This window comes from Cupriavidus sp. CPT47-8839-RL05A, from assembly GCF_058792255.1.
Map to the genome: position 1 here is coordinate 97,428 of NZ_JBYTEG010000008.1, position 18,034 is coordinate 115,461.

Annotated in this window: 20 protein-coding genes; 15 read left to right on the forward strand and 5 right to left on the reverse strand. The window is 69.4% G+C overall.

The window, feature by feature from the left end; all coding sequences use genetic code 11:
* The first annotated feature begins 21 nt into the window (after positions 1–21).
* Positions 22–882, forward strand: a complete 861-nt coding sequence (locus AC3WVS_RS11605) for a PhzF family phenazine biosynthesis protein (protein ID WP_492318752.1) — start codon at positions 22–24, stop codon at positions 880–882.
* Positions 883–938: 56 nt separating this feature from the next.
* On the forward strand, positions 939–1,556 hold the full coding sequence (locus AC3WVS_RS11610; protein WP_492318753.1) for a pyridoxamine 5'-phosphate oxidase family protein: 618 nt from the start codon (positions 939–941) through the stop codon (positions 1,554–1,556).
* Position 1,557: 1 nt separating this feature from the next.
* Here the strand turns inward: AC3WVS_RS11610 and AC3WVS_RS11615 are convergent, their stop codons facing one another.
* Positions 1,558–2,997 (reverse strand): CoA transferase, encoded by a 1,440-nt coding sequence (locus tag AC3WVS_RS11615; RefSeq protein ID WP_492318754.1) that lies wholly within the window; start codon positions 2,995–2,997, stop codon positions 1,558–1,560.
* Between the two features lie 255 nt (positions 2,998–3,252).
* Between AC3WVS_RS11615 and AC3WVS_RS11620 the strand changes: the two genes are divergently transcribed.
* The 7 genes from AC3WVS_RS11620 to AC3WVS_RS11650 all read left to right on the forward strand — a co-directional run bounded on the left by AC3WVS_RS11620 (position 3,253) and on the right by AC3WVS_RS11650 (position 7,788).
* Entirely contained in the window at positions 3,253–5,010 is a 1,758-nt protein-coding gene (locus AC3WVS_RS11620; protein WP_492318755.1) for a glutamine--tRNA ligase/YqeY domain fusion protein, read from the forward strand.
* The gene (locus tag AC3WVS_RS11625; protein ID WP_010813694.1) at positions 5,010–5,252 is read left to right on the forward strand and encodes an RNA-binding S4 domain-containing protein; all 243 of its coding nucleotides are present in this window, start codon (positions 5,010–5,012) and stop codon (positions 5,250–5,252) included. The genes AC3WVS_RS11620 and AC3WVS_RS11625 overlap by 1 nt, the downstream gene beginning before the upstream one ends.
* Before the next feature lie 66 nt (positions 5,253–5,318).
* Positions 5,319–5,702: an MAPEG family protein gene (locus tag AC3WVS_RS11630; RefSeq protein ID WP_492318756.1), complete on the forward strand. Its 384-nt coding sequence runs from the start codon at positions 5,319–5,321 to the stop codon at positions 5,700–5,702.
* A gap of 14 nt (positions 5,703–5,716) precedes the next feature.
* Positions 5,717–6,304: a YceI family protein gene (locus AC3WVS_RS11635; RefSeq protein ID WP_492318757.1), complete on the forward strand. Its 588-nt coding sequence runs from the start codon at positions 5,717–5,719 to the stop codon at positions 6,302–6,304.
* Between the two features lie 108 nt (positions 6,305–6,412).
* A complete protein-coding gene (locus tag AC3WVS_RS11640; protein ID WP_492318758.1) occupies positions 6,413–6,721 on the forward strand; it encodes a hypothetical protein in 309 nt (102 codons plus the stop codon).
* 111 nt (positions 6,722–6,832) lie between these two features.
* On the forward strand, positions 6,833–7,381 hold the full coding sequence (locus tag AC3WVS_RS11645) for a YaeQ family protein (RefSeq protein ID WP_010813698.1): 549 nt from the start codon (positions 6,833–6,835) through the stop codon (positions 7,379–7,381).
* Between the two features lie 59 nt (positions 7,382–7,440).
* A complete protein-coding gene (locus AC3WVS_RS11650) occupies positions 7,441–7,788 on the forward strand; it encodes an FKBP-type peptidyl-prolyl cis-trans isomerase (protein WP_010813699.1) in 348 nt (115 codons plus the stop codon).
* Positions 7,789–7,868: 80 nt separating this feature from the next.
* Here AC3WVS_RS11650 and AC3WVS_RS11655 read toward each other — a convergent pair whose 3' ends face one another.
* Entirely contained in the window at positions 7,869–8,189 is a 321-nt protein-coding gene (locus tag AC3WVS_RS11655) for a hypothetical protein (RefSeq protein WP_013957577.1), read from the reverse strand.
* A 204-nt stretch (positions 8,190–8,393) separates the two neighbouring features.
* Here AC3WVS_RS11655 and AC3WVS_RS11660 point away from each other — a divergent pair, with 204 nt between their 5' ends.
* Positions 8,394–9,200 (forward strand): gamma-glutamylcyclotransferase, encoded by an 807-nt coding sequence (locus AC3WVS_RS11660; RefSeq protein WP_492318759.1) that lies wholly within the window; start codon positions 8,394–8,396, stop codon positions 9,198–9,200.
* A gap of 17 nt (positions 9,201–9,217) precedes the next feature.
* Positions 9,218–10,018 carry an ankyrin repeat domain-containing protein gene (locus tag AC3WVS_RS11665; RefSeq protein WP_081050144.1) on the forward strand — a complete coding sequence of 267 codons (801 nt, stop codon included), beginning with the start codon at positions 9,218–9,220 and terminating at the stop codon, positions 10,016–10,018.
* A 69-nt stretch (positions 10,019–10,087) separates the two neighbouring features.
* Here AC3WVS_RS11665 and AC3WVS_RS11670 read toward each other — a convergent pair whose 3' ends face one another.
* The gene (locus tag AC3WVS_RS11670; RefSeq protein ID WP_492318760.1) at positions 10,088–11,803 is read right to left on the reverse strand and encodes a long-chain fatty acid--CoA ligase; all 1,716 of its coding nucleotides are present in this window, start codon (positions 11,801–11,803) and stop codon (positions 10,088–10,090) included.
* A 234-nt stretch (positions 11,804–12,037) separates the two neighbouring features.
* Between AC3WVS_RS11670 and trxA the strand changes: the two genes are divergently transcribed.
* A complete protein-coding gene (gene trxA / locus AC3WVS_RS11675) occupies positions 12,038–12,883 on the forward strand; it encodes a thioredoxin (RefSeq protein ID WP_492318761.1) in 846 nt (281 codons plus the stop codon).
* 69 nt (positions 12,884–12,952) lie between these two features.
* Positions 12,953–13,330: a cupin domain-containing protein gene (locus AC3WVS_RS11680; RefSeq protein ID WP_492318762.1), complete on the forward strand. Its 378-nt coding sequence runs from the start codon at positions 12,953–12,955 to the stop codon at positions 13,328–13,330.
* A gap of 6 nt (positions 13,331–13,336) precedes the next feature.
* Here AC3WVS_RS11680 and AC3WVS_RS11685 read toward each other — a convergent pair whose 3' ends face one another.
* On the reverse strand, positions 13,337–13,777 hold the full coding sequence (locus tag AC3WVS_RS11685) for a bacteriohemerythrin (RefSeq protein ID WP_114131860.1): 441 nt from the start codon (positions 13,775–13,777) through the stop codon (positions 13,337–13,339).
* Positions 13,778–13,900: 123 nt separating this feature from the next.
* Between AC3WVS_RS11685 and AC3WVS_RS11690 the strand changes: the two genes are divergently transcribed.
* Positions 13,901–14,479 (forward strand): P-loop nucleotide/nucleoside kinase family protein, encoded by a 579-nt coding sequence (locus tag AC3WVS_RS11690; protein ID WP_492318763.1) that lies wholly within the window; start codon positions 13,901–13,903, stop codon positions 14,477–14,479.
* Positions 14,480–14,494: 15 nt separating this feature from the next.
* Here AC3WVS_RS11690 and tcdA read toward each other — a convergent pair whose 3' ends face one another.
* Positions 14,495–15,364 (reverse strand): tRNA cyclic N6-threonylcarbamoyladenosine(37) synthase TcdA, encoded by an 870-nt coding sequence (gene tcdA, locus AC3WVS_RS11695; protein WP_492318764.1) that lies wholly within the window; start codon positions 15,362–15,364, stop codon positions 14,495–14,497.
* A gap of 214 nt (positions 15,365–15,578) precedes the next feature.
* Here tcdA and AC3WVS_RS11700 point away from each other — a divergent pair, with 214 nt between their 5' ends.
* Positions 15,579–17,930: an AsmA family protein gene (locus tag AC3WVS_RS11700; RefSeq protein ID WP_492318765.1), complete on the forward strand. Its 2,352-nt coding sequence runs from the start codon at positions 15,579–15,581 to the stop codon at positions 17,928–17,930.
* Positions 17,931–18,034: the final 104 nt, after the last annotated feature.

Consider the following 18,034-nt stretch of genomic DNA (forward strand, 5'->3'; position numbering starts at 1 on the left):
GATACCCGGAGCCCCCGCGCCATGACCACCTACGCCTTCCGCCTGCTCAACGTCTTTGCCGAAGCCACCTTCGGTGGCAATCCGCTATGCGTGTTCGACGATGCGCGCGGCATGGACGAGGCCACCATGCAGGCGCTGGCGCTGCAGTTCAACCTGTCGGAAACCACCTTTATCCTGCCGTCGGAACGTGCCAGCGCGCGGGTGCGCATCTTCACGCCGGGCTATGAGATGCGCTTCGCCGGCCATCCGACGCTGGGCACCGCGCACGTTGTGCGCAACCTGGCCGGAACCGGCGACGCGCTGACGCTGGAGTTCGCGGCGGGCGTGGTGCCGGTGACCGCGCAGGGCGATGTCTGGACCTTCACCGCCCCCCACAGCGGCAAGCCGAAGACCGCGCCGGTGGGCCTGTCCGATGCCGACATCGCCAGCCTGCTCGGCCTGCGGGAACACGACCTGCTGGTGTCGCCGATGTGGGTCGACACCGGCGCCGACCAGCTGCTGGTGGCAGTGCGCAGCACCGATGCCGTGCGCCGCGCCAACCCCGACAGCGCGCGCCTGCAGATCTGGCCGCAGAGCAGCCTGGGCCGCAAGACCGCCTACGTCTTTGCCTTCGACCCGGAGCAGCCCGGCCGCGTGCGGTCGCGCTACTTCTTCACCAAGCAGGGCGGCGGCGTGGCCGAGGACCCGGGCACGGGCTCGGCCTGCGCCAACCTGGGCGGCTGGCTGCTGGCCACCGGCCACGCGCTGCCGGCCGAGTATGCGATCGACCAGGGCGAGGCCGTTGGCCGCCCCTGCCGGCTGCGCCTGAAGGCCGATGCCGAAGGCGCCATCCGCGTGGGCGGCCGCGTGCTGGAGATCGGCCGGGGTACCGTGACCGTGTAACGGCATCTGCGCTACATTGACGGTTTCGCCCCCCGCCGACCCACGCCCCGCCTGCCATGACCTCGCACGCCATCACCACGCTGGCCGAACTGGAAGCGCTCTACGCGCAACCGTTGGCCCCGTCGCTGTCCAAGGAAGTCGACTACCTGCACCCGCACTACCGCGCCTTTATCGAGGCAGCGCCCTTCTGCCTGCTGTCGACGGTGGGCGAGGACTGGGCCGAATGCTCGCCGCGCGGCGATGCGCCGGGCTTTGTGCAGGTGCTGGACGAACGCACGCTGCTGCTGCCCGACCGGCGCGGCAACAACCGCATCGACAGCCTGCGCAATATCGTTGCCGATCCGCGCGTGGGGCTGCTGTTCGTGATCCCCGGCATCAACGAGACCATCCGCGTCAACGGCAGCGCGCAGATCAGCGTCGACCCGGCGCTGGTCGCGCGCTGCGTGGTCGACGGCAAGGCCCCGACCACGGTGCTGGTGGTCACGGTGCAGTCAGTGTTCTTCCAGTGCGCCCGCGCGCTGATCCGCTCGCGGCTGTGGGCAGCGGATGCGCAGGTGGCGCGCCAGTCGCTGCCGAGCAACGGCGAGATCCTGGCCACGCTGACCGACAACGCCATCGACGGCGCCGCCTACGACCGCGAACTGCCCGAGCGGCAGCGCACCACGCTCTATTAGCCTAACCGCGCGGCAGCCACTGCGGCGCGTGCGTGCCGAGCGGCTCGGACGGCAAGGTCCAGCGCGCCGGCGTTTCCGCCAGATGCGCCGCATGGCGCACCACCGTCAGCATGCCGAAGCCCGACGGCACCGCCTCGAGCAGGTCGGCCACGTCGTCGATCTTCTGCTCGGGCGCCTTGAGCCCGCCCGGCACGCGCCCCAGGCCGCGCAGCCACTGCCCCACCTGCGCCAGCGACACCCGCACATGCCAGCTGCCGCCCTCCAGCGCGCGCCGGTGCAGCGCGGCCATCGCGCCGAAGGCCAGCAGGTAGCCCGCGGCGTGGTCCAGCACCTGCGCCGGCAACGGGCGCGGCGTGTCGCTGCCGGCCGCCTGCGCTTCGGCATCGTTGAAGCCGGTGGCGCTCTGCACCAGCGAATCGAAGCCGCGCTTGTGCGACCACGGCCCCACATGGCCATAGGCGCTCAGCGACACATAGACGATGCCCGGACGCGCGCGCGCCGCGGCCTCCGGCCCCACGCCCAGCTCGGCCAGGCCGCCGGGGCGGTAGCCCTGCACCATCACGTCGGCACCGTGCAGCAGCTTGTGCAGCGTGCGCTTGTCATCGGGATCGCGCAGGTCCAGCTGGCAGCTGCGCTTGCCGCGGCCGGTGTCGATCACCAGCGGCGGGATCGACGGCAGGTGCGAGGCGGTGACCAGCAGCACGTCGGCGCCATGCGCGGCCAGCGTGCGGCCCGCCACCGGGCCGGCGATGATGCGGGTGAAATCGAGCACGCGCACGCCCGACAGCGGCTGCGCGTCCGCGGATGCGGGCGCCGGCAACGGTTGCGGCGGGGCGTCGCCGATGCGCTCCAGCGTCACCGGCGGCAGGCCGCACAAGGCGGCCGCCTGCGGATGGCGGTCCCATTCCTCGAAGCTGCGCAATGCCGCAACCACCAGGCCCGCGTCGGACGCCGCGGTCTCGAAGGCTTCGGCGTCCCGCTTTTCCAGTGCGGCCTGCACGGCCGCCTTGTCATTGGCGCAGCCCAGCAAGCGCACCACGCCGTCGCGGTGGTGCGGGAAATTGGTATGCAGGCGCACCCAGCGGCCGTCGCCGCAGCGGTAGATGCCGGCCAGCCTGTCCCACAGCTCGGGCGCGGGGCCACCATCGACGCGCAGGTAGCGTTCGCTGCGGAATTCGGTGATGGCGTGGCGCATGTCGACGCTGACGTCCTGCCAGCGGCCGGTGCGGCTGTGCCACAGCGCGGCGGCTGCCAGCGCCGCCGCGCCAAGGCTGGCCTGGGCGGCGGTGCCCACAGCAAAGCTCGACGGCAGCACCGGCTCGGCGCCGTCCAGCTTCAGGTGCGCCAGCGCCTCGGCGGGCAGGCCGGCATCGCGCCACAGCGCGGCAACGACTTCAGAGGGCTCAAGCGGCACTGGCGCCGCATCGGGTTGGGCGTTCATGGGCATTCCTGCAGCGATGGACCAAAGCCGGTCACCACGGGCCGGCACGCTCCCATGCTACTCCGACACATCACTTTCGTCGCAGCCAGGCGCATCCGCGCGGACGCAAATCCGGGACAAGGGCGGAAATCCGCGGCGGCTCGCGGCGTGCGGCGGCTCCGGCACGGTAAAATCCCGTTATTGGCATTCCGCCACGCAATCTGACGACCCGGCCCCAAGCACCCAGACGCATCAGGCCGGCCAACCGGCGCCATCATGAGCCACGACAACAAGCCTACCGACAGCACCCCCGCCGCCTCCAACTTCCTGCGCAGCATCATCGACCAGGATCTCGCCGCCAGCACCTATGCCGGCCGCCAGGACAAGGCCGGCGAACCGCTGCCGACCGTCATCACCCGCTTCCCGCCGGAGCCCAACGGCTACCTGCATATCGGCCACGCCAAGAGCATCTGCCTGAACTTCGGCCTGGCGCGCGACTATGGCGGCCGCTGCCACCTGCGCTTTGACGACACCAACCCGGTCAAGGAAGACACCGAATACGTCGATTCGATCATCGACGCGGTGCACTGGCTCGGCTTTTCCTGGGACAGCGAGGGCAAGGACGGCACCAGACAGCCGCACCTGTACTACGCCAGCGACTACTTCGACCAGCTCTACGCCTTTGCCGAGACCCTGATCGAGCGCGGCGCCGCCTATATCGACAGCCAGACCGCCGAGCAGATCGCCGCCAGCCGCGGCAATTTCTCCGAGCCGGGCAAGCCCTCGCCCTACCGCGAGCGCAGCGTCGAAGAGAACCTGCAGCTGTTCCGCGACATGCGCGCCGGCAAGTACGGCGACGGCGAGCACGTGCTGCGCGCGAAGATCGACATGAGCGCGCCCAATATCGTGATGCGCGACCCGGTGCTCTACCGCATCCGCCATGCCCATCACCACCGCACGGGCGACAAGTGGTGCATCTACCCGATGTACGACTTCACGCATTGCATCTCGGACGCGCTCGAGAACATCACGCATTCGCTGTGCACGCTGGAGTTCGAGAACAACCGCCCGCTGTACGACTGGGTGCTTGAGCACCTGCGCGACAGCGGCGTGTTCCGCGACCCGCTGCCGCACCAGTATGAGTTCGCGCGCCTGAACCTGACCTACGCCATCACCAGCAAGCGCAAGCTCAAGCAGCTGGTCGATGAAAAGCGCGTGGACGGCTGGGACGATCCGCGCATGCCCACGCTGGTGGGCGTGCGCCGGCGCGGTTACACCCCGGAATCGATCCAGCTGTTCTGCGACCGCGTGGGCGTGGCCAAGGCCGACAGCTGGATCGACATGAGCACCCTCGAAGGCGCGGTGCGCGACGACCTGGACGGCCGTGCCGCGCGCGGCGTGGCCGTGCTGGACCCGCTGCGCCTGGTGATCGACAACTACCCCGAAGGCCAGAGCGAAGAATGCTCGGCACCGGTGCACCCGAAAAAGCCCGAACTGGGCCGCCGCGTGTTCCCGCTGTCGCGCGAGCTGTGGATCGAGCGCGAGGACTTCAACGAGACCCCGCCCAAGGGCTACTTCCGCCTGTTCCCGGGCAACAAGGTGCGGCTGAAGTACGGCTACGTGATCGAGTGCACCGGCGTGGACAAGGATGCCGACGGCAACGTGATCGCCGTGCACGCCAGCTACCTGCCCGAAACCAAGAGCGGCACGCCGGGCGCCGACAGCGTCAAGGTCAAGGGCGTGATCCACTGGGTCAGCGCGGCGCACGCGTACGAGGCCGAAGTGCGCCTGTACGACCGCCTGTTCAACGACCCCAACCCGGATGCCGGCGGCAAGAACTTCCTGGATGCGCTCAACCCGGATTCCAAGCAGGTGATCACCGCCTACCTGGAGCCGGGCCTGCGCGAGGCCCAGCCCGAAGACCGCTTCCAGTTCGAGCGCCATGGCTACTTCGTCGCCGACCGCACCGATTCGCAGCCGGGCAAGCCGGTCTTCAACCGCATCGTCGGTCTGAAAGACAGCTGGGGCAAGTGATGGCCAAACCTGGCAAGGCAGCCGTGCAAACCATCACCTTCCCGCTCGAGGGCGAGTTCATCGCGCTCAATGACCTGCTCAAGCTGGCGGGCGTGTGCGACAGCGGCGGCGCCGGCAAGGCGCTGGTCGCCGCCGGCGAAGTCTCGGTGGACGGCGCGCCCGAATCGCGCAAGACTGCCAAGATCCGCGCCGGGCAGGTGGTGGGCCTGGCGGGCATCGAGATCCGCGTGGTCGCCGCCTGACCGCGCGGGCCAGGCCGGCGGCGCCAGTGACGGCGGCGCCGGCATTGCAACCGAAAGGACTGGACTATGCCGATCGCTTTCTGGTGCGTGCTGCTGGCCGGCATCCTGCCGCTGGTGACGGTGGCCATCGCCAAGGCCAGCGCGCCTGGCTATGACAACCATGACCCGCGCGGCTGGCTGGAGCAGCAGTCCGGCCGCGCGCGCCGCGCCGACATGGCGCACCGCAACCACTTCGAGGCCTTCCCCTTCTTTGCCGCCGCCGTGCTGGCCGCCAGCCACCTGCAGGCGCCGCAGGCCCGCATCGACGAGCTGGCCGTGGTCTTCATCGTGGCCCGCGTGCTCTACACCGTGTGCTACGTGACCGACCGCGCCACGCTGCGCACGCTGTGCTGGACCGTCGGCTACCTGTCGGTGGTGGGGATGTTCCTGCTGCCCGTGTTCGTCCACTGAACGCCGACTGAGCCATGGCCGCACGCGCGCTGGCACTTGCTGCCGCCCTGGGCATCACCGCCGCGCAGGCGGCGCCGCTTGAATACACCATCGATCCGGCGCACACCACCGTCTATTTCTCCGCCAGCCATTTCGAGCGCAGTTCGGTGCGCGGGCGCTTTGGCAAGATCGACGGGCGCCTGGTCTATGACGCGGACAGCGGCGCCGGCGCACTCGACGTGATCGTGGACCTGGCCTCGGTCGATACCGGCAACCGCACCCTGGACGGCGTGCTGCGCTCGGCACAATTCTTCGATGCCGCCCAGCACCCGGTGGCGCGGCTGCGTGCGGACCGCTTCCTGATGGAAGGCGGCCGGCTGGCGGCGGTCGAAGGCGAGCTGACGCTGCACGGCGTCACGAAGCCGCTGCGCCTGCAGGCCGAGCGCTTCCGCTGCGGCGAGGTCACCCTGTTCGGCGTGAGCCGGCAGGTCTGCGGCGGCGACTTCCGTGCCGAGGTGCCGCGCAGTGCCTTTGGCATGACCCGCTTCCTGCCCGAGGTAGGCGACACCGTGACGCTGCAAGTGGCGGTCGAGGCATCGCCCGCGGGCAGCACCCCGCGCTAACCCTATTCGTCACCTCCGGCGCAAATTTCTCTTGTAGAATCAGCGCTTTGCCCAATTCCCGGCACGCTCGCCTGCGTGTGCCTGATGGGGGCGCGCGAGACCGAGACCATGTTCGATATCCATTCCGGCGACATCGTGGCCGCCGCACTGGCAGCTGCCGGTGCTTGCCTGGCCTGCAGCATTCCAGGCGACTTCCTGCGCCGCTTCCCGCTGTGGGCAGTGCAAACCTACGGCCGCGGCGCGCTGCTGATGCCGTTCCTGGCGATGATGGTCGGCACCTGGCTGTTCCGCCTCGGGGTGGCCGGCCAGATCGACACCACCGCCGGGCAGGCGCTGATCGTTGCCGCCGGCTTCCTGGGCACGCTGCTGCTGTCGGCGCTGCTGCGCTTCTACCTCAAGGAATACCGCAAGCGCTGAGCCACTGCGCCAGTATGCCGTGCCCGCAGGCGGTGTCCGGCAAATGGCGTATGATGCGGCCTTTTGCGTCTCCCGCACCCCAGCCGGGGCGCCTGCCGCTCACTTCACCTCATGGCGCTCAAATCCACCATCTTCAAAGCTGACCTGTCGGTCTCCGACATGGACCGGCCCTACTACGGCAGCCACAGCCTGACCATCGCCCAGCACCCGTCCGAGAATGACGCGCGCATGATGGTGCGCCTGCTGGCCTTTGCCTGCGAAGCCACCGAAACGCTGGCCTTCACGCGCGGCCTGGACGAACCCGACGAACCCGACCTGTGGGACAAGCGCCTGACCGGCGACATCGCCCACTGGGTCGAACTGGGCCAGCCCGACGAAGCGCGCCTGAAGCGCGCCGCCGCGCGGGCCGAGCGCGTGACCGTCTATACCTACAATGCGGCCAGCGCGCGCGAATGGTGGAAGGGCATGGCGGGCAAGGCCGGCAAGCTGCGCAACGTCACCGTCTACAATGTCCCGGCGGAAGCGGTCGAAGCCCTGGCCGCGCTGGCGCAGCGCGCCATGCGCCTGTCGGTGACGATCCAGGACGGCGACATCTGGGTGGCCGACGACGACCGCAATGTGCAACTGACGCTGGATGTGCTCCAGCGCGCCCAAGCCTGAACGCAGCCGCGCTGCGTTCTCCTCTCACCACGTCTGTTCCCATCGGAAGGAAATACGCCATGCAAACCACGCCCTCTGGCCTGCAATACGAAGACACCACCGTCGGCGCCGGCGCCGAAGCCACCGCCGGCAAGCACGTCACCGTGCACTACACCGGCTGGCTGTACGAGAACGGCCAGGCTGGCCGCAAGTTTGATTCGAGCAAGGACCGCAACGACCCGTTCGTGTTCCCGCTGGGTGCCGGCCATGTGATCCGCGGCTGGGACGAAGGCGTGCAGGGCATGAAGGTGGGCGGCGTGCGCCGCCTGGTGATCCCGGCCGACCTCGGCTACGGTGCCCGCGGCGCCGGCGGCGTGATCCCGCCGAACGCTACCCTGCTGTTTGAAGTGGAACTGCTGGCGGTCTAACCCGGCAGCAAGGTTGTCGCGCCTGCACAGGCAGGGGCGACAACCGCGGCAACTACCCGTCTTGCTGGCGCTCCCGCGCCTCAGAACCCGATCGCGGCGTTGCCGACATCGACGCGGACCTTGTCCCGGTCCAGCAGCCGCGCCGCATGGCGGGCATAGTCCTGCGCCCAGGCAGGATCGCCGGAGAAGCGCGCCTCTCCGGAAAACTTGGCGACATTCAGGATCTTGTCGATCACCAGCACCTTGCCGACCGGGCTCGACGCCTGGCAGTCCAGCTCGGTATATTCCCGGTCGAACCAGCGCCACGCGGCGTCCTCGGTGACCGCGGCCAGCTCGTCCGTGCCGATCGTGAAGTCATATTCCTTGCCACTGCCGAACACCACCGTAAGCGTGCGTGCCATCGCGGGTTCCCCCTGTGAATTGAGGCCACCATTGTAAGGACATGGCAGCCGCGCCGGCCAGCAATTCACGTGCGCCTGATCGCGGACAAAGGTGCGGCAGCACGCGTCCGCGGCGAGTGACAGAGGCGGCACGCCGCGCCAAACGTTGTCAGGCGCCCACACCCGTGCCGGTTGCTCAGGCAATTCTGAGAAAAACTGGCACTTATGTCATTTCCCCCACCTTCCCGTGGCGCCGCTTTGATTTATGCTTCCACCATGGCCATCACGCGACAGGACCTCGAATCCGACCGTCTGCGCACCTCGCTGTGCAGTACTCCGGTCGCGTCCTCGCTGCTGCCGGAAGCCGTGCTCGAGCAGTCCCTTTCCGACACGCTGGCGCGCCGCCCGGAAGATCCCGCGCTTGGCGGCGATGTCTGGCTGTTCGGCTATGGTTCGCTGATCTGGAACCCGATGGTGGTGCACACCGAGCGCCAGCGTGCCACCGTACACGGCTACCACCGTGGCTTCTACCTCTATTCCCGCATCAACCGGGGCACCTGGGACAACCCGGGCCTGGTGCTGGGCCTGGACCGGGGCGGCTGCTGCCACGGCATGGTGTTCCGCATCCCCAGCCATGTGGTCGAGCAGGAATTCCGCGTGCTGTGGCGCCGCGAGATGCTGACCGGGGCCTACCATCCGCGCTGGCTGCGCATCCGCACCGGGGATGCCGGCGCGCCTGAGCAGCGCGCCCTCGCCTTCGTCATGAACCGAACGCACGAGGCCTACGCCGGCCGGCTGCCGGATCCCAGCGTGGTCGAGCGCCTGCGCCACGCTGCCGGACTGTACGGCCCCGCGCGCGAATACCTGCAGCAGACCTTGCTGGGCCTGGCCACCAACGGCGTCGACGATCCCTACCTGGGCCGGCTCTGGCGCCAGCTGCAGGCCGACGATGCCGCCGACGCCGAGCGCGCTGCGCACGCCGCCCGCGATGACGCAGCGCCCCTGCCGGCCAGCCCCCACGAAACCGTCTGAGCCAAGGAGCTGCCGCCATGACGCGCCCCGCCGCACGCACCCGCAGACAGGCACTCAACGAGCTGCTGGGCCTGATGGGATTGCTGATGGGGGGCGGCCTGCTGGCGGCCCAGGGCGGGCAGACCCTGGCGGCACGGCCCGCCGGCGGCGCGGCCAGCCAGCCCGCCGCCCGAGCGCCGCGCAGCGCGGCCATGCAGCCGCCGCCACGCCGCGACGCCATCGGCACGCTCGACCGCAACCTGATCACCGCCGCCAGCGCCGGCGACCAGGACCTGGTGGCGCGCCTGCTGGCCGCCGGCGCCTCGGCGCGCGCGGCCGACGAGCGCGGGCGCAGCGCCCTGCTGGCGGCGGTGCAGAACCGGCACACCGAAGTCGCGCGCACGCTGCTGCTGGCCGGCGCCGATGTGAACCTGAAGGACACCGAGGCCAACAGCCCCTTCCTGCTGGCAGCCGCCACCGGCCAGGCCGACATGGTGCGCCTGGCGCTGGCGCACGGCGCCGACCTGGCCAGCACCGACCGCTATGACGGCACCGCGCTGATCGCCGCCAGCCAGCATGGCCATGTCGAGGTGGTGAAGCTGCTGCTGAAGGCCGGCGTTGCCGTGGACCATGTCAACGACCTCGGCTGGACCGCGCTGCTGGAAGCGGTGATCCTGGGCGATGGCAGCACCCGCTACGAGGAAACGGTGCAGCTGCTGCTGGATGCCGGCGCTGACGCCAACCTTGCCGACCGTGAAGGCGTGAGCCCCACGCGCCATGCGCGCGAGCGGGGCTACAAGACGATGGTGAAGATGCTGATGCGGGTGCGGGGGCATTGAGGGCCGGCACCGCGTAAATAAAAAAGGCTGGCCGGTCGACCAGCCTTTTTCATTGGCTACCCGGCTGCCTCAGGCCGCGGGCCTCTCCTCCGCGCCGGTGTTGCGCGCATTCTCGCTTTCCTGCAGATGGCGCCACATCACCTTGCCGGTGCCCGACTTCGGCAGCGCCTCGACGAACTCCACCACGCGCGGGTACTTGTAGGCGGCCATGTTCTCCTTGGCCCATTCGATGATCTGCTCCGGCGTGGTCTTGCCCCTGGCATGGGCGCGCAGCACCACCACCGCCTTGACGGTCTCGCCGCGGTACGGGTCGCGCGTGCCGATGATGCAGGCCTCCTGCACGTCCGGATGCTTGTACAGCAGGTTCTCCACCTCGGCCGGCCACACCTTGAAGCCCGACGCATTGATCATGCGCTTGAGGCGGTCGGTGATGAAGAAGTAGCCCTCTTCGTCCATGCGGCCCAGGTCGCCGGTGCGGAAGAAGGCCTTGCCCTCGAACTCGATAAAGGCGTCGCGGGTGGCGTCCTCCTTGCCCCAGTAGCCCTTGAACACCTGCGGGCCGCTGACGATGATCTCGCCGATCTCGTTGGGCGGCAGTTCCTTGAGCGTGACCGGGTCGACCACGCGCGCGTCGGTGTTGAAGGTCGGCACGCCCAGGCACTGCAGCTTGGGCCGGTCCGACGGGTTGCTGTGCGTCGGCGCCATGGTCTCGGACAGGCCGTAGCCTTCCAGGTAGTTCAGCCCGAACTGCTCGCGCAGGCGCTCGGCCACGGCCTGCGGCATGGCCGCGCCGCCGCCGCCGATATAGCGCAGGCTGGCCAGGTCGAACTGGGCCAGGTTGGGGCTGGCCAGGAAGTCGATCACCATGGTCGGGATATTGGTCCAGTGCGTGACCTGGTAGCGCGAGATCAGGCGGCCGGCCACCTCGCGGTCCCAGCGCGGCAGCATCACCACGGTGGCACCGCTGTAGATCGGGCCGTTCATGCCGTACTGCATGCCGGTGACGTGGAACAGCGGCAGCACCGACAGGATCACCGATTCGGCGCCCGAGCCCGACCAGGTCGAGCCGCCGACGATGTTGTGCATCACCGAGCGGTGCGTATGGATGCAGCCCTTGGGGAAGCCGGTGGTGCCCGAGGTGTAGGGCATCACCGCCATGTCGTCCGGGCCGGCGGTGTGCGGGCCGGGCTGCAGGCCGGCGCCCAATGCCTCGGGCCACGCGGTGGCGCCCGCGGGCAGCGGATGCGGCGTGGTCAGCCAGGCCGGCGGCGCGTCTTCCGGATGTTCGTGCGCGGGCGGCAGCGCGTCGGCATACTGGGTCACCAGCATATGCTGCAGGCGCTCGGCCGGCGCCAGCTCCGCCTGCGCCTGCTCGACCCCGGCGGCCAGGTCGGCGGTGAAGATCGCCACGCGCGCCTGCGCGTCGGTCACGTAATGCTTGAATTCCTCGGCGCGGTTCATCGGGTTGACCGGCACCACCACCGCGTCGGCGCGCAGGATGGCGTAGTAGCTGACGATGAACTGCGGGCAGTTCTGCATGTACAGCAGCACCCGGTCGCCCTTCTTCACGCCCGCCTTCTGCTGCAGCCAGCCGGCCAGCGCGGTGGCCTGCGCCTCCAGCTCACGGAAGGTGATGGCATTGCCGAAGTAGCGGATCGCGGCCTTGTCGGCATAGCGGAGCGCCGAGACTTCCAGGTTGGCCCAGAGCGAGGTCTCCGGCAGCACGATGGCGGTCGGCAGGCGCTTCGGCCAGAACTGGAAATGCGGGCGAGCTGGGGTCTGCATGCAAGGTCTCCTGTGCGGTCTCGCGGACCGGGTCTTTTGGTATGATCAAGGACTATAACCGAACGATCGTTCTATTTTCAACCGCAGACTTTCCCGAACCCTGCGGGCACGGTATTGGCACAGGGCGTTGCATTCGGCGCCTTCGCCCTCACAATAGGGGTATAGATTGCCTTGCCCCTTCGGGCGGCCCGCCCGGGCTGGCCGCTCCCGCCTCTCCCCGATCCAGGATTTCCCATGAGCGACGTGACCCTGCAGAATTTCGAAACCGAAGTGATCGAGGCCTCGCGCCAGGCGCCCGTGCTGGTCGACTTCTGGGCGCCGTGGTGCGGCCCCTGCCGCACGCTGGGTCCGATGCTGGAACGGCTGGAATCCGAGGCCGGCGGCCAGTGGAAGCTGGTCAAGGTCAATGTCGACGAGAACCAGGACCTGGCCGCGCACTTCGGCGTGCGCAGCATCCCACATGTGGTGGCGATTGCCGACGGCCAGGCGGTGGACCAGTTCATCGGCGTGCTGCCCGAGTCCGGCCTGCGTGAATTCCTCGGGCGACTGATGCCCAAGCCCGCGCAGACGGCCCTGCATGACGCGCTGCAACTGGCCGCCGAGGGCGACCGGGCCGGCGCCGAGGCGAAGTTCGACGAAGCCATTGCGCTCGACCCCGAGACCGACGCCGCCCGGCTGGCCTATATCGGTTTCCTGCTGGACGGCAATGCCATCGCCGAGGCCAGGTCGCAGTTCGAGGCCCTGTCGCCGCAGGCCGCGCAGCAGGACGCCCATGCCGCGCTGCGTACCCGCATGGACGCGATGGAGGGCCTGTCCGGCCTGCCGGACGAGCCCACCCTGAGCGCGCGCATCGCCGCCGACCCGCGCGACCTGGCGGCGCGGCGGGACCTGGCCAGGCTGCTGATCGCGCGCCAGCAGTACGAGCCGGCACTGGAGCAGTTGCTGGAAATCGTGCGCGCCGACCGCACCTTCGAGGACGATATCGGCCGCAAGACCATGCTGTCGGTGTTCGAGATGCTGGCCGACCGGCCCGAAGTGGTGTCGCACTGGCGCCGCCAGCTGAGCACCGCGCTGAACTGAACGGCCGGGCCGCGGCCCCGGCGCGGTAAACTGGCGGACTCAGTTCCGCCATTTTTCCTGCCATCCGCCATGCCAGCGCCCCGCCTGATCGACTTCAAGACCGAGCCCGCCCCCAGCCACGACCGCCCGCGCCCGGACCGGCTGGTGTCAGGCAACCCCGACCGCACCACCTGGACGCACTACAGCGCGCAGCACGGCGATTTCGACTGCGGCATCTGGGCATGCGAGCCCGGGGCCTGGCGCATCGCCTTTCCGGCCGGCAAGGAAGAGTTCTTCCATATCATCAGCGGCCGCATCCGCATCAGCGACGATGCCGGCCAGGCCAGCGACTTCGGCCCCGGCGACGCCTGCGTGATCCCGGCCGGCTTTACCGGGCTGTTCGAGGTGCTGGCACCGGTGCGCAAGTATTTCGTGGTGATCGACCGCGACGCCGCCCACCCGGCCTGACTGCGCTCAGGCCGCCGTGACCGGGCCTTCGACCAGCGTGAAGCCGTGCTCGCGCATATGCTCCACCATCATCGCGTCCATCGACTTGACGTGATGGTCGAACCAGCCCGAGAGCTCGGCCACCAGGCGGCGGCCAAGCTGGAACTCGGCATCGGTGTGCACCTTGTCGCGCACCGCGACGGCCACGGCCAGCACCTGCTGGTGCTCGCCCGCGTGGCAATGGCGCGGGCCGAAGCCCATCGCCTCCATCCACTGCTCTTCCTGGGCGAAATGATGGCGGGTATGGTCGATCCATGCGTCCATCGCGGCCAGGAAGCCGGCGTCGTCGGCGCCGGCCACCGCGGCCAGCAGCTGCACGAACTCGGCATGGGTGGCGTCGGTGACCGGTTCGCCCAGATGGAGGTGGTCCGGCAGGCCGGCGGAGGAAAGCTGGTCTTTGGCGTCCATGGGATCGACGGCAATCGTGGGAGAAAACGGCAAGGATACCGAATCGGCGCGGCCCGGGCCTGATCTGGCGCAAGCCAGGGGTATGCTGTGGGCGATGCGCCCTGTCCGCTACACCTATCCCTCATGCCAAGACTGATCTTCTTCTGCGGCCATGCCGGCACCGGCAAGACCACCCTCGCCCACCGCCTGATCGGCCCGCTGATGCAGGCCACCGGCGAGCCCTTCTGCCTGCTCGACAAGGACACCCTGTACGGCCGCTACAGCGCCGCGGCCATGGCCGCGATCACCGGCGACCCCAATGACCGCGACAGCCCGGCCTACCTGGACAACCTGCGCGACCCGGAATACCAGGGCCTGCTCGACACCGCGCGAGAGAACCTGGCCCTGGGCATCAGCGTGATCGTGATCGGCCCGCTGTCGCGCGAGGTCAAGGCCCACCTGCTGCATGACCCCGGCTGGCTGCACGTGCCCGCCGGCACCACGGTGCGCACGGTCTGGGTCCATCTGCCTGAAGACGAGGCCCATGCGCGCATCATCCGGCGCGGCAATCCCAACGACGCCTACAAGCTGAGCCACTGGGAGGCCTACCGCACCCGGCGCTTCATGCCGGCGCCCGCGGACTATCCGGAACTGATCTTCTTCGACAACCAGGCACCGGGCGACGCCGAGGTAGACGGGCTGCTGCGCGCGCTGAGCGCCTGAGCGGCCCGGGCGGCTTCAGCCGCGCGCGATCTCGCCGATCACCGCCGACGCCGCGACAAAGCCGAATACCGCCGTCACCGCCACCGACGAGCCAAAGCCCGCGCACGCCAGCCCCTGCGGGCCGCGCATGGCTGGCTGGCCCGGCTGCCCGTCCAGCGGCGGCGCCTCGTCGATCTCGCAGGCCTGCTGCTCGGGTTCGGGGTATTGCAGCGGCTCGTCCGAATAGACGGCGGCGATGCCGAACTTCTTCTTCGGGTCGCGCGTGAAGCCCCATTGCTTGCGCAGGCCGGCGCGCACCTTGGACAGCAGCGGGTCCTGGATCGTGCGCGCCAGGTCGTCGATGCGCACGCGCGTGGGGTCGAGCTGGCCGCCCGCGCCGCCGCAGGTGATTACCGGCACGCCCTGGCGCCGGGCCCAGCCAAGCATCCCGGTCTTGACGCGCACTGCGTCGATGGCGTCGATGACGTAGTCATAGCCGGCGCCGAGCAGCCCGGGCACGTTGTCCGGCGTGACGAAATCATCGACCTGCGTCACCTGGCAACGCGGGTTGATGGCCACGATGCGCTCGGCCATCGCCTCGACCTTGGCGCGCCCGTAGGCATCGCCCAGCGCATGGATCTGGCGGTTGGTGTTGGACAGCGCGATATGGTCCAGGTCGATCAGCGTGATGCGCCCGACCGCGTTGCGCGCCAGCGCCTCGGCCGCCCAGCTGCCGACGCCGCCAATGCCGACCACGCACACGCTGGCCGCCTCCAGGCGGGCCAGGCCGGCGGCGCCGTAGAGCCTTGCCACGCCGCCGAAGCGGCGGTGGTAGTCATCCTCGGCCGGGCTTTCGTGGGTCAGCGGCTCGGGCAGGCCGGCCAGGTCGTGTGCGGCATCGTTCATGCTGGAGGAATCGGGTCAATGGAGAGCGGCTGGGGGTCGGCGCCTGGCTGCGCCGGGGCAAGAATCCGGCATTTTCCGGCGGCGATGTCAGCCAATCCCCGACAAAGACGAGAAGCGCGCAACTATACAATAGACGTGCAGTGGTCCGTTCGCCGCCCCGCGCTGGCGTGGGCGGCCCCGGCCCTGCCCCCCGCCAGACAGGAGAGCCCGCCTCATGCCCGTGCGCCGCAAGGTTGTTCTGTGGAGTGTGCTGACACCGGTTGCGCTGATCGCGCTGCTGGTGGTCGTGATCCTGACCTTCGACTGGAACCGCCTCAAGCCCTGGCTCAACGACCGCGTCACCGAGGCCATCGGCCGCCCCTTTGCCATCAACGGCGACCTGACCGTGACCTGGCGCCGCGGCGAAGGCGAGAAAGGCTGGCATACGCTGGTGCCATGGCCGCGCCTGTCGGCGCGCGACATCACCATCGGCAATACCGACTGGGCCAAACAGCCTCATCTGGCGACCGTGCGCGAACTGATCTTCGTGCTGCGTCCGATACCGCTGCTGGCGCACCAGATCGCGGTGCCGACCATCGTCGTCGACAGCCCGGCGGTGTGGCTGGAGCGCCTGCCGGACGCCCGCAACAACTGGACCCTCGAGTTCGGCCCCAAGAAGGGCCCGTCCGAATGGGAGCTGGATATCGGCGAGGTGGTGCTGGCGCGCGGCAACCTGGCGCTGGCCGACCAGTTCAAGAAGATCGAGCTGCAGGCGGAGCTCGACACCATCGGCGGCAGCCCGCTCTATGACAAGGCCCGCGACGGCGCGCTGGTGGCGCCCGAGGCCTCTGCGGTGCCGCCAGGGCCCCCGGCCAGTGCACCCGGCGCGGCCAGGGCAGCCTCCGCGCCAGCGGCTTCGGCGCCGGGCGCTTCCGCCCCGCCGGCCACGGCCAAGGGTCCCGACGACCGCTACGGCGTGCGCTGGAAAGCCACCGGCCGCTACAACGAGGCCACCATCAACGCCAGCGGCAAGGCCGGCACGGTGCTGAGCCTGCGCAACACCGACGTGCCGTTCCCGCTCCTGGCCGATGTGCGCGTGGGCACCACCCGCGCCGTGATCGAAGGCACCGTGACCAACCCGGCCCACCTGGCCGCGCTGGACGTGCACCTGACCCTGACCGGCGACAGCATGGCCAAGCTCTATGCGCTGACCGGGGTGGTGCTGCCGTCCACGCCCCCCTACCAGACCCGCGGCCGGCTGATGGCGACGCTGCGCAAGCAAGGCTCGATCTACGAATACCAGAAGTTCACCGGCCGTGTCGGTGGCAGCGACCTGTCTGGCACGCTGACCTTCACCAAGCGCGAGCCGCGTCCGCTGCTGGCCGGCACCCTGGTGTCCAACCAGCTGCGCTTCGTCGACCTGGCCCCGCTGATCGGCGCCGATGCCAAGCCCGGCCGCCCCGCCAAGGACAGCCCGGTGGCTCAGCCGACCGACAAGGCCCTGCCGGTGGCGCCATTCCGCACCGAGCGCTGGGACGAGATCGACGCCGACGTGCGCTTTACCGGCAAGCGCATCATCCGCGATGCCGACCTGCCGATCACCGACCTGGTCACGCACCTGAAGCTGCAGGACGGCGTGCTGCTGCTGGACCCGCTGAATTTCGGCGTGGCTGGCGGCAACCTGGTGTCGACCATGCGCCTGGACGGCAAGCGCGAGCCGATGGGGGCCACGGTCGACATGACCGCGCGGCACATGAAGCTCAAGCAGCTGTTCCCCACCTTTGACCTGATGCGCACCAGCATCGGCGAACTCAACGGCAGCGCCAAGCTCTCGGCCACAGGCAATTCAGTGGCGGCGCTGATGGCCTCTTCCAACGGCGAAGCCAAGCTGCTGGTCGAGAACGGCACGGTCAGCAAGTTCCTGCTTGAAGCGATGGGGCTGAACGTGGGCAGCGTGGTGATCCGCAAGCTGTTCGGCGACAGGCCGGTGCGGATCAACTGCGGCGTCAGCGACTTTGCCTTCACCGACGGCATCGCGCGCGCGCGCACCTTCGTGCTCGATACGGAAGATGCGGTAATCGAGACCACCGGCGGCATCGACCTGCGCAATGAAAGGCTGGCGCTGACCATCCACCCGGACTCCAAGGGCCTGCGCGTGTTCTCGCTGCGCTCGCCGCTGTACGTGGGCGGCACCATGAAGAAGCCGTCCGTCAGCCCCGATATCGGGGTGCTGGCGCTGCGCGCCGGCGGCGCGCTGTCGCTGGCGCTGCTGGCACCGGTGGCGACGGCGGTGCTGCCGCTGGTGGACCTGTCGCCGGGCGGCGAAGACAACCTGTGCGCAACGCTGCTGGCCGACCTGCGCAAGCGCCCGGTCGCGCCGCCGCCGGGCAAGACCTACAAGGATCCCAGCACCGGCAAGACTGCCGGCATGACCGCCGGCAAGCCGATCCCGAAGGAAACGCCGGGCACCGCCGCGCAGGCTGACGCCCAGACCCGCGAGCCGGCACGCCCCAGCGAGCGCGAGGTGCGCAAGCCGGCGCCAGCGCCGGCGCGCCCGGACAGCGACGCCCTGCACAAGGGCGGTTGAGGTGCGCGCAACCAGTGCACTGGCGCGTCGCCTGGCGGCCACATGTCCGCCATTGTCTGAAGCAAAATCGCAACACTTTGCCACGCTGCGACATCCTGCCGCAC

Bases quoted from the DNA above. Each gene is read 5' to 3' on its own strand.
- AC3WVS_RS11665 (WP_081050144.1), top strand. From the start codon at position 9,218: ATGACGCGCCCCGCCGCACGCACCCGCAGACAGGCACTCAACGAGCTG.
- tcdA (WP_492318764.1), bottom strand. From the start codon at position 15,364: ATGAACGATGCCGCACACGACCTGGCCGGCCTGCCCGAGCCGCTGACC.
- AC3WVS_RS11680 (WP_492318762.1), top strand. From the start codon at position 12,953: ATGCCAGCGCCCCGCCTGATCGACTTCAAGACCGAGCCCGCCCCCAGC.
- AC3WVS_RS11605 (WP_492318752.1), top strand. From the start codon at position 22: ATGACCACCTACGCCTTCCGCCTGCTCAACGTCTTTGCCGAAGCCACC.
- AC3WVS_RS11685 (WP_114131860.1), bottom strand. From the start codon at position 13,777: ATGGACGCCAAAGACCAGCTTTCCTCCGCCGGCCTGCCGGACCACCTC.
- AC3WVS_RS11655 (WP_013957577.1), bottom strand. From the start codon at position 8,189: ATGGCACGCACGCTTACGGTGGTGTTCGGCAGTGGCAAGGAATATGAC.
- AC3WVS_RS11640 (WP_492318758.1), top strand. From the start codon at position 6,413: ATGTTCGATATCCATTCCGGCGACATCGTGGCCGCCGCACTGGCAGCT.
- AC3WVS_RS11690 (WP_492318763.1), top strand. From the start codon at position 13,901: ATGCCAAGACTGATCTTCTTCTGCGGCCATGCCGGCACCGGCAAGACC.
- AC3WVS_RS11650 (WP_010813699.1), top strand. From the start codon at position 7,441: ATGCAAACCACGCCCTCTGGCCTGCAATACGAAGACACCACCGTCGGC.
- AC3WVS_RS11630 (WP_492318756.1), top strand. From the start codon at position 5,319: ATGCCGATCGCTTTCTGGTGCGTGCTGCTGGCCGGCATCCTGCCGCTG.
- AC3WVS_RS11620 (WP_492318755.1), top strand. From the start codon at position 3,253: ATGAGCCACGACAACAAGCCTACCGACAGCACCCCCGCCGCCTCCAAC.
- AC3WVS_RS11615 (WP_492318754.1), bottom strand. From the start codon at position 2,997: ATGAACGCCCAACCCGATGCGGCGCCAGTGCCGCTTGAGCCCTCTGAA.
- AC3WVS_RS11700 (WP_492318765.1), top strand. From the start codon at position 15,579: ATGCCCGTGCGCCGCAAGGTTGTTCTGTGGAGTGTGCTGACACCGGTT.
- trxA (WP_492318761.1), top strand. From the start codon at position 12,038: ATGAGCGACGTGACCCTGCAGAATTTCGAAACCGAAGTGATCGAGGCC.
- AC3WVS_RS11670 (WP_492318760.1), bottom strand. From the start codon at position 11,803: ATGCAGACCCCAGCTCGCCCGCATTTCCAGTTCTGGCCGAAGCGCCTG.
- AC3WVS_RS11610 (WP_492318753.1), top strand. From the start codon at position 939: ATGACCTCGCACGCCATCACCACGCTGGCCGAACTGGAAGCGCTCTAC.
- AC3WVS_RS11635 (WP_492318757.1), top strand. From the start codon at position 5,717: ATGGCCGCACGCGCGCTGGCACTTGCTGCCGCCCTGGGCATCACCGCC.
- AC3WVS_RS11625 (WP_010813694.1), top strand. From the start codon at position 5,010: ATGGCCAAACCTGGCAAGGCAGCCGTGCAAACCATCACCTTCCCGCTC.
- AC3WVS_RS11660 (WP_492318759.1), top strand. From the start codon at position 8,394: ATGTCATTTCCCCCACCTTCCCGTGGCGCCGCTTTGATTTATGCTTCC.
- AC3WVS_RS11645 (WP_010813698.1), top strand. From the start codon at position 6,833: ATGGCGCTCAAATCCACCATCTTCAAAGCTGACCTGTCGGTCTCCGAC.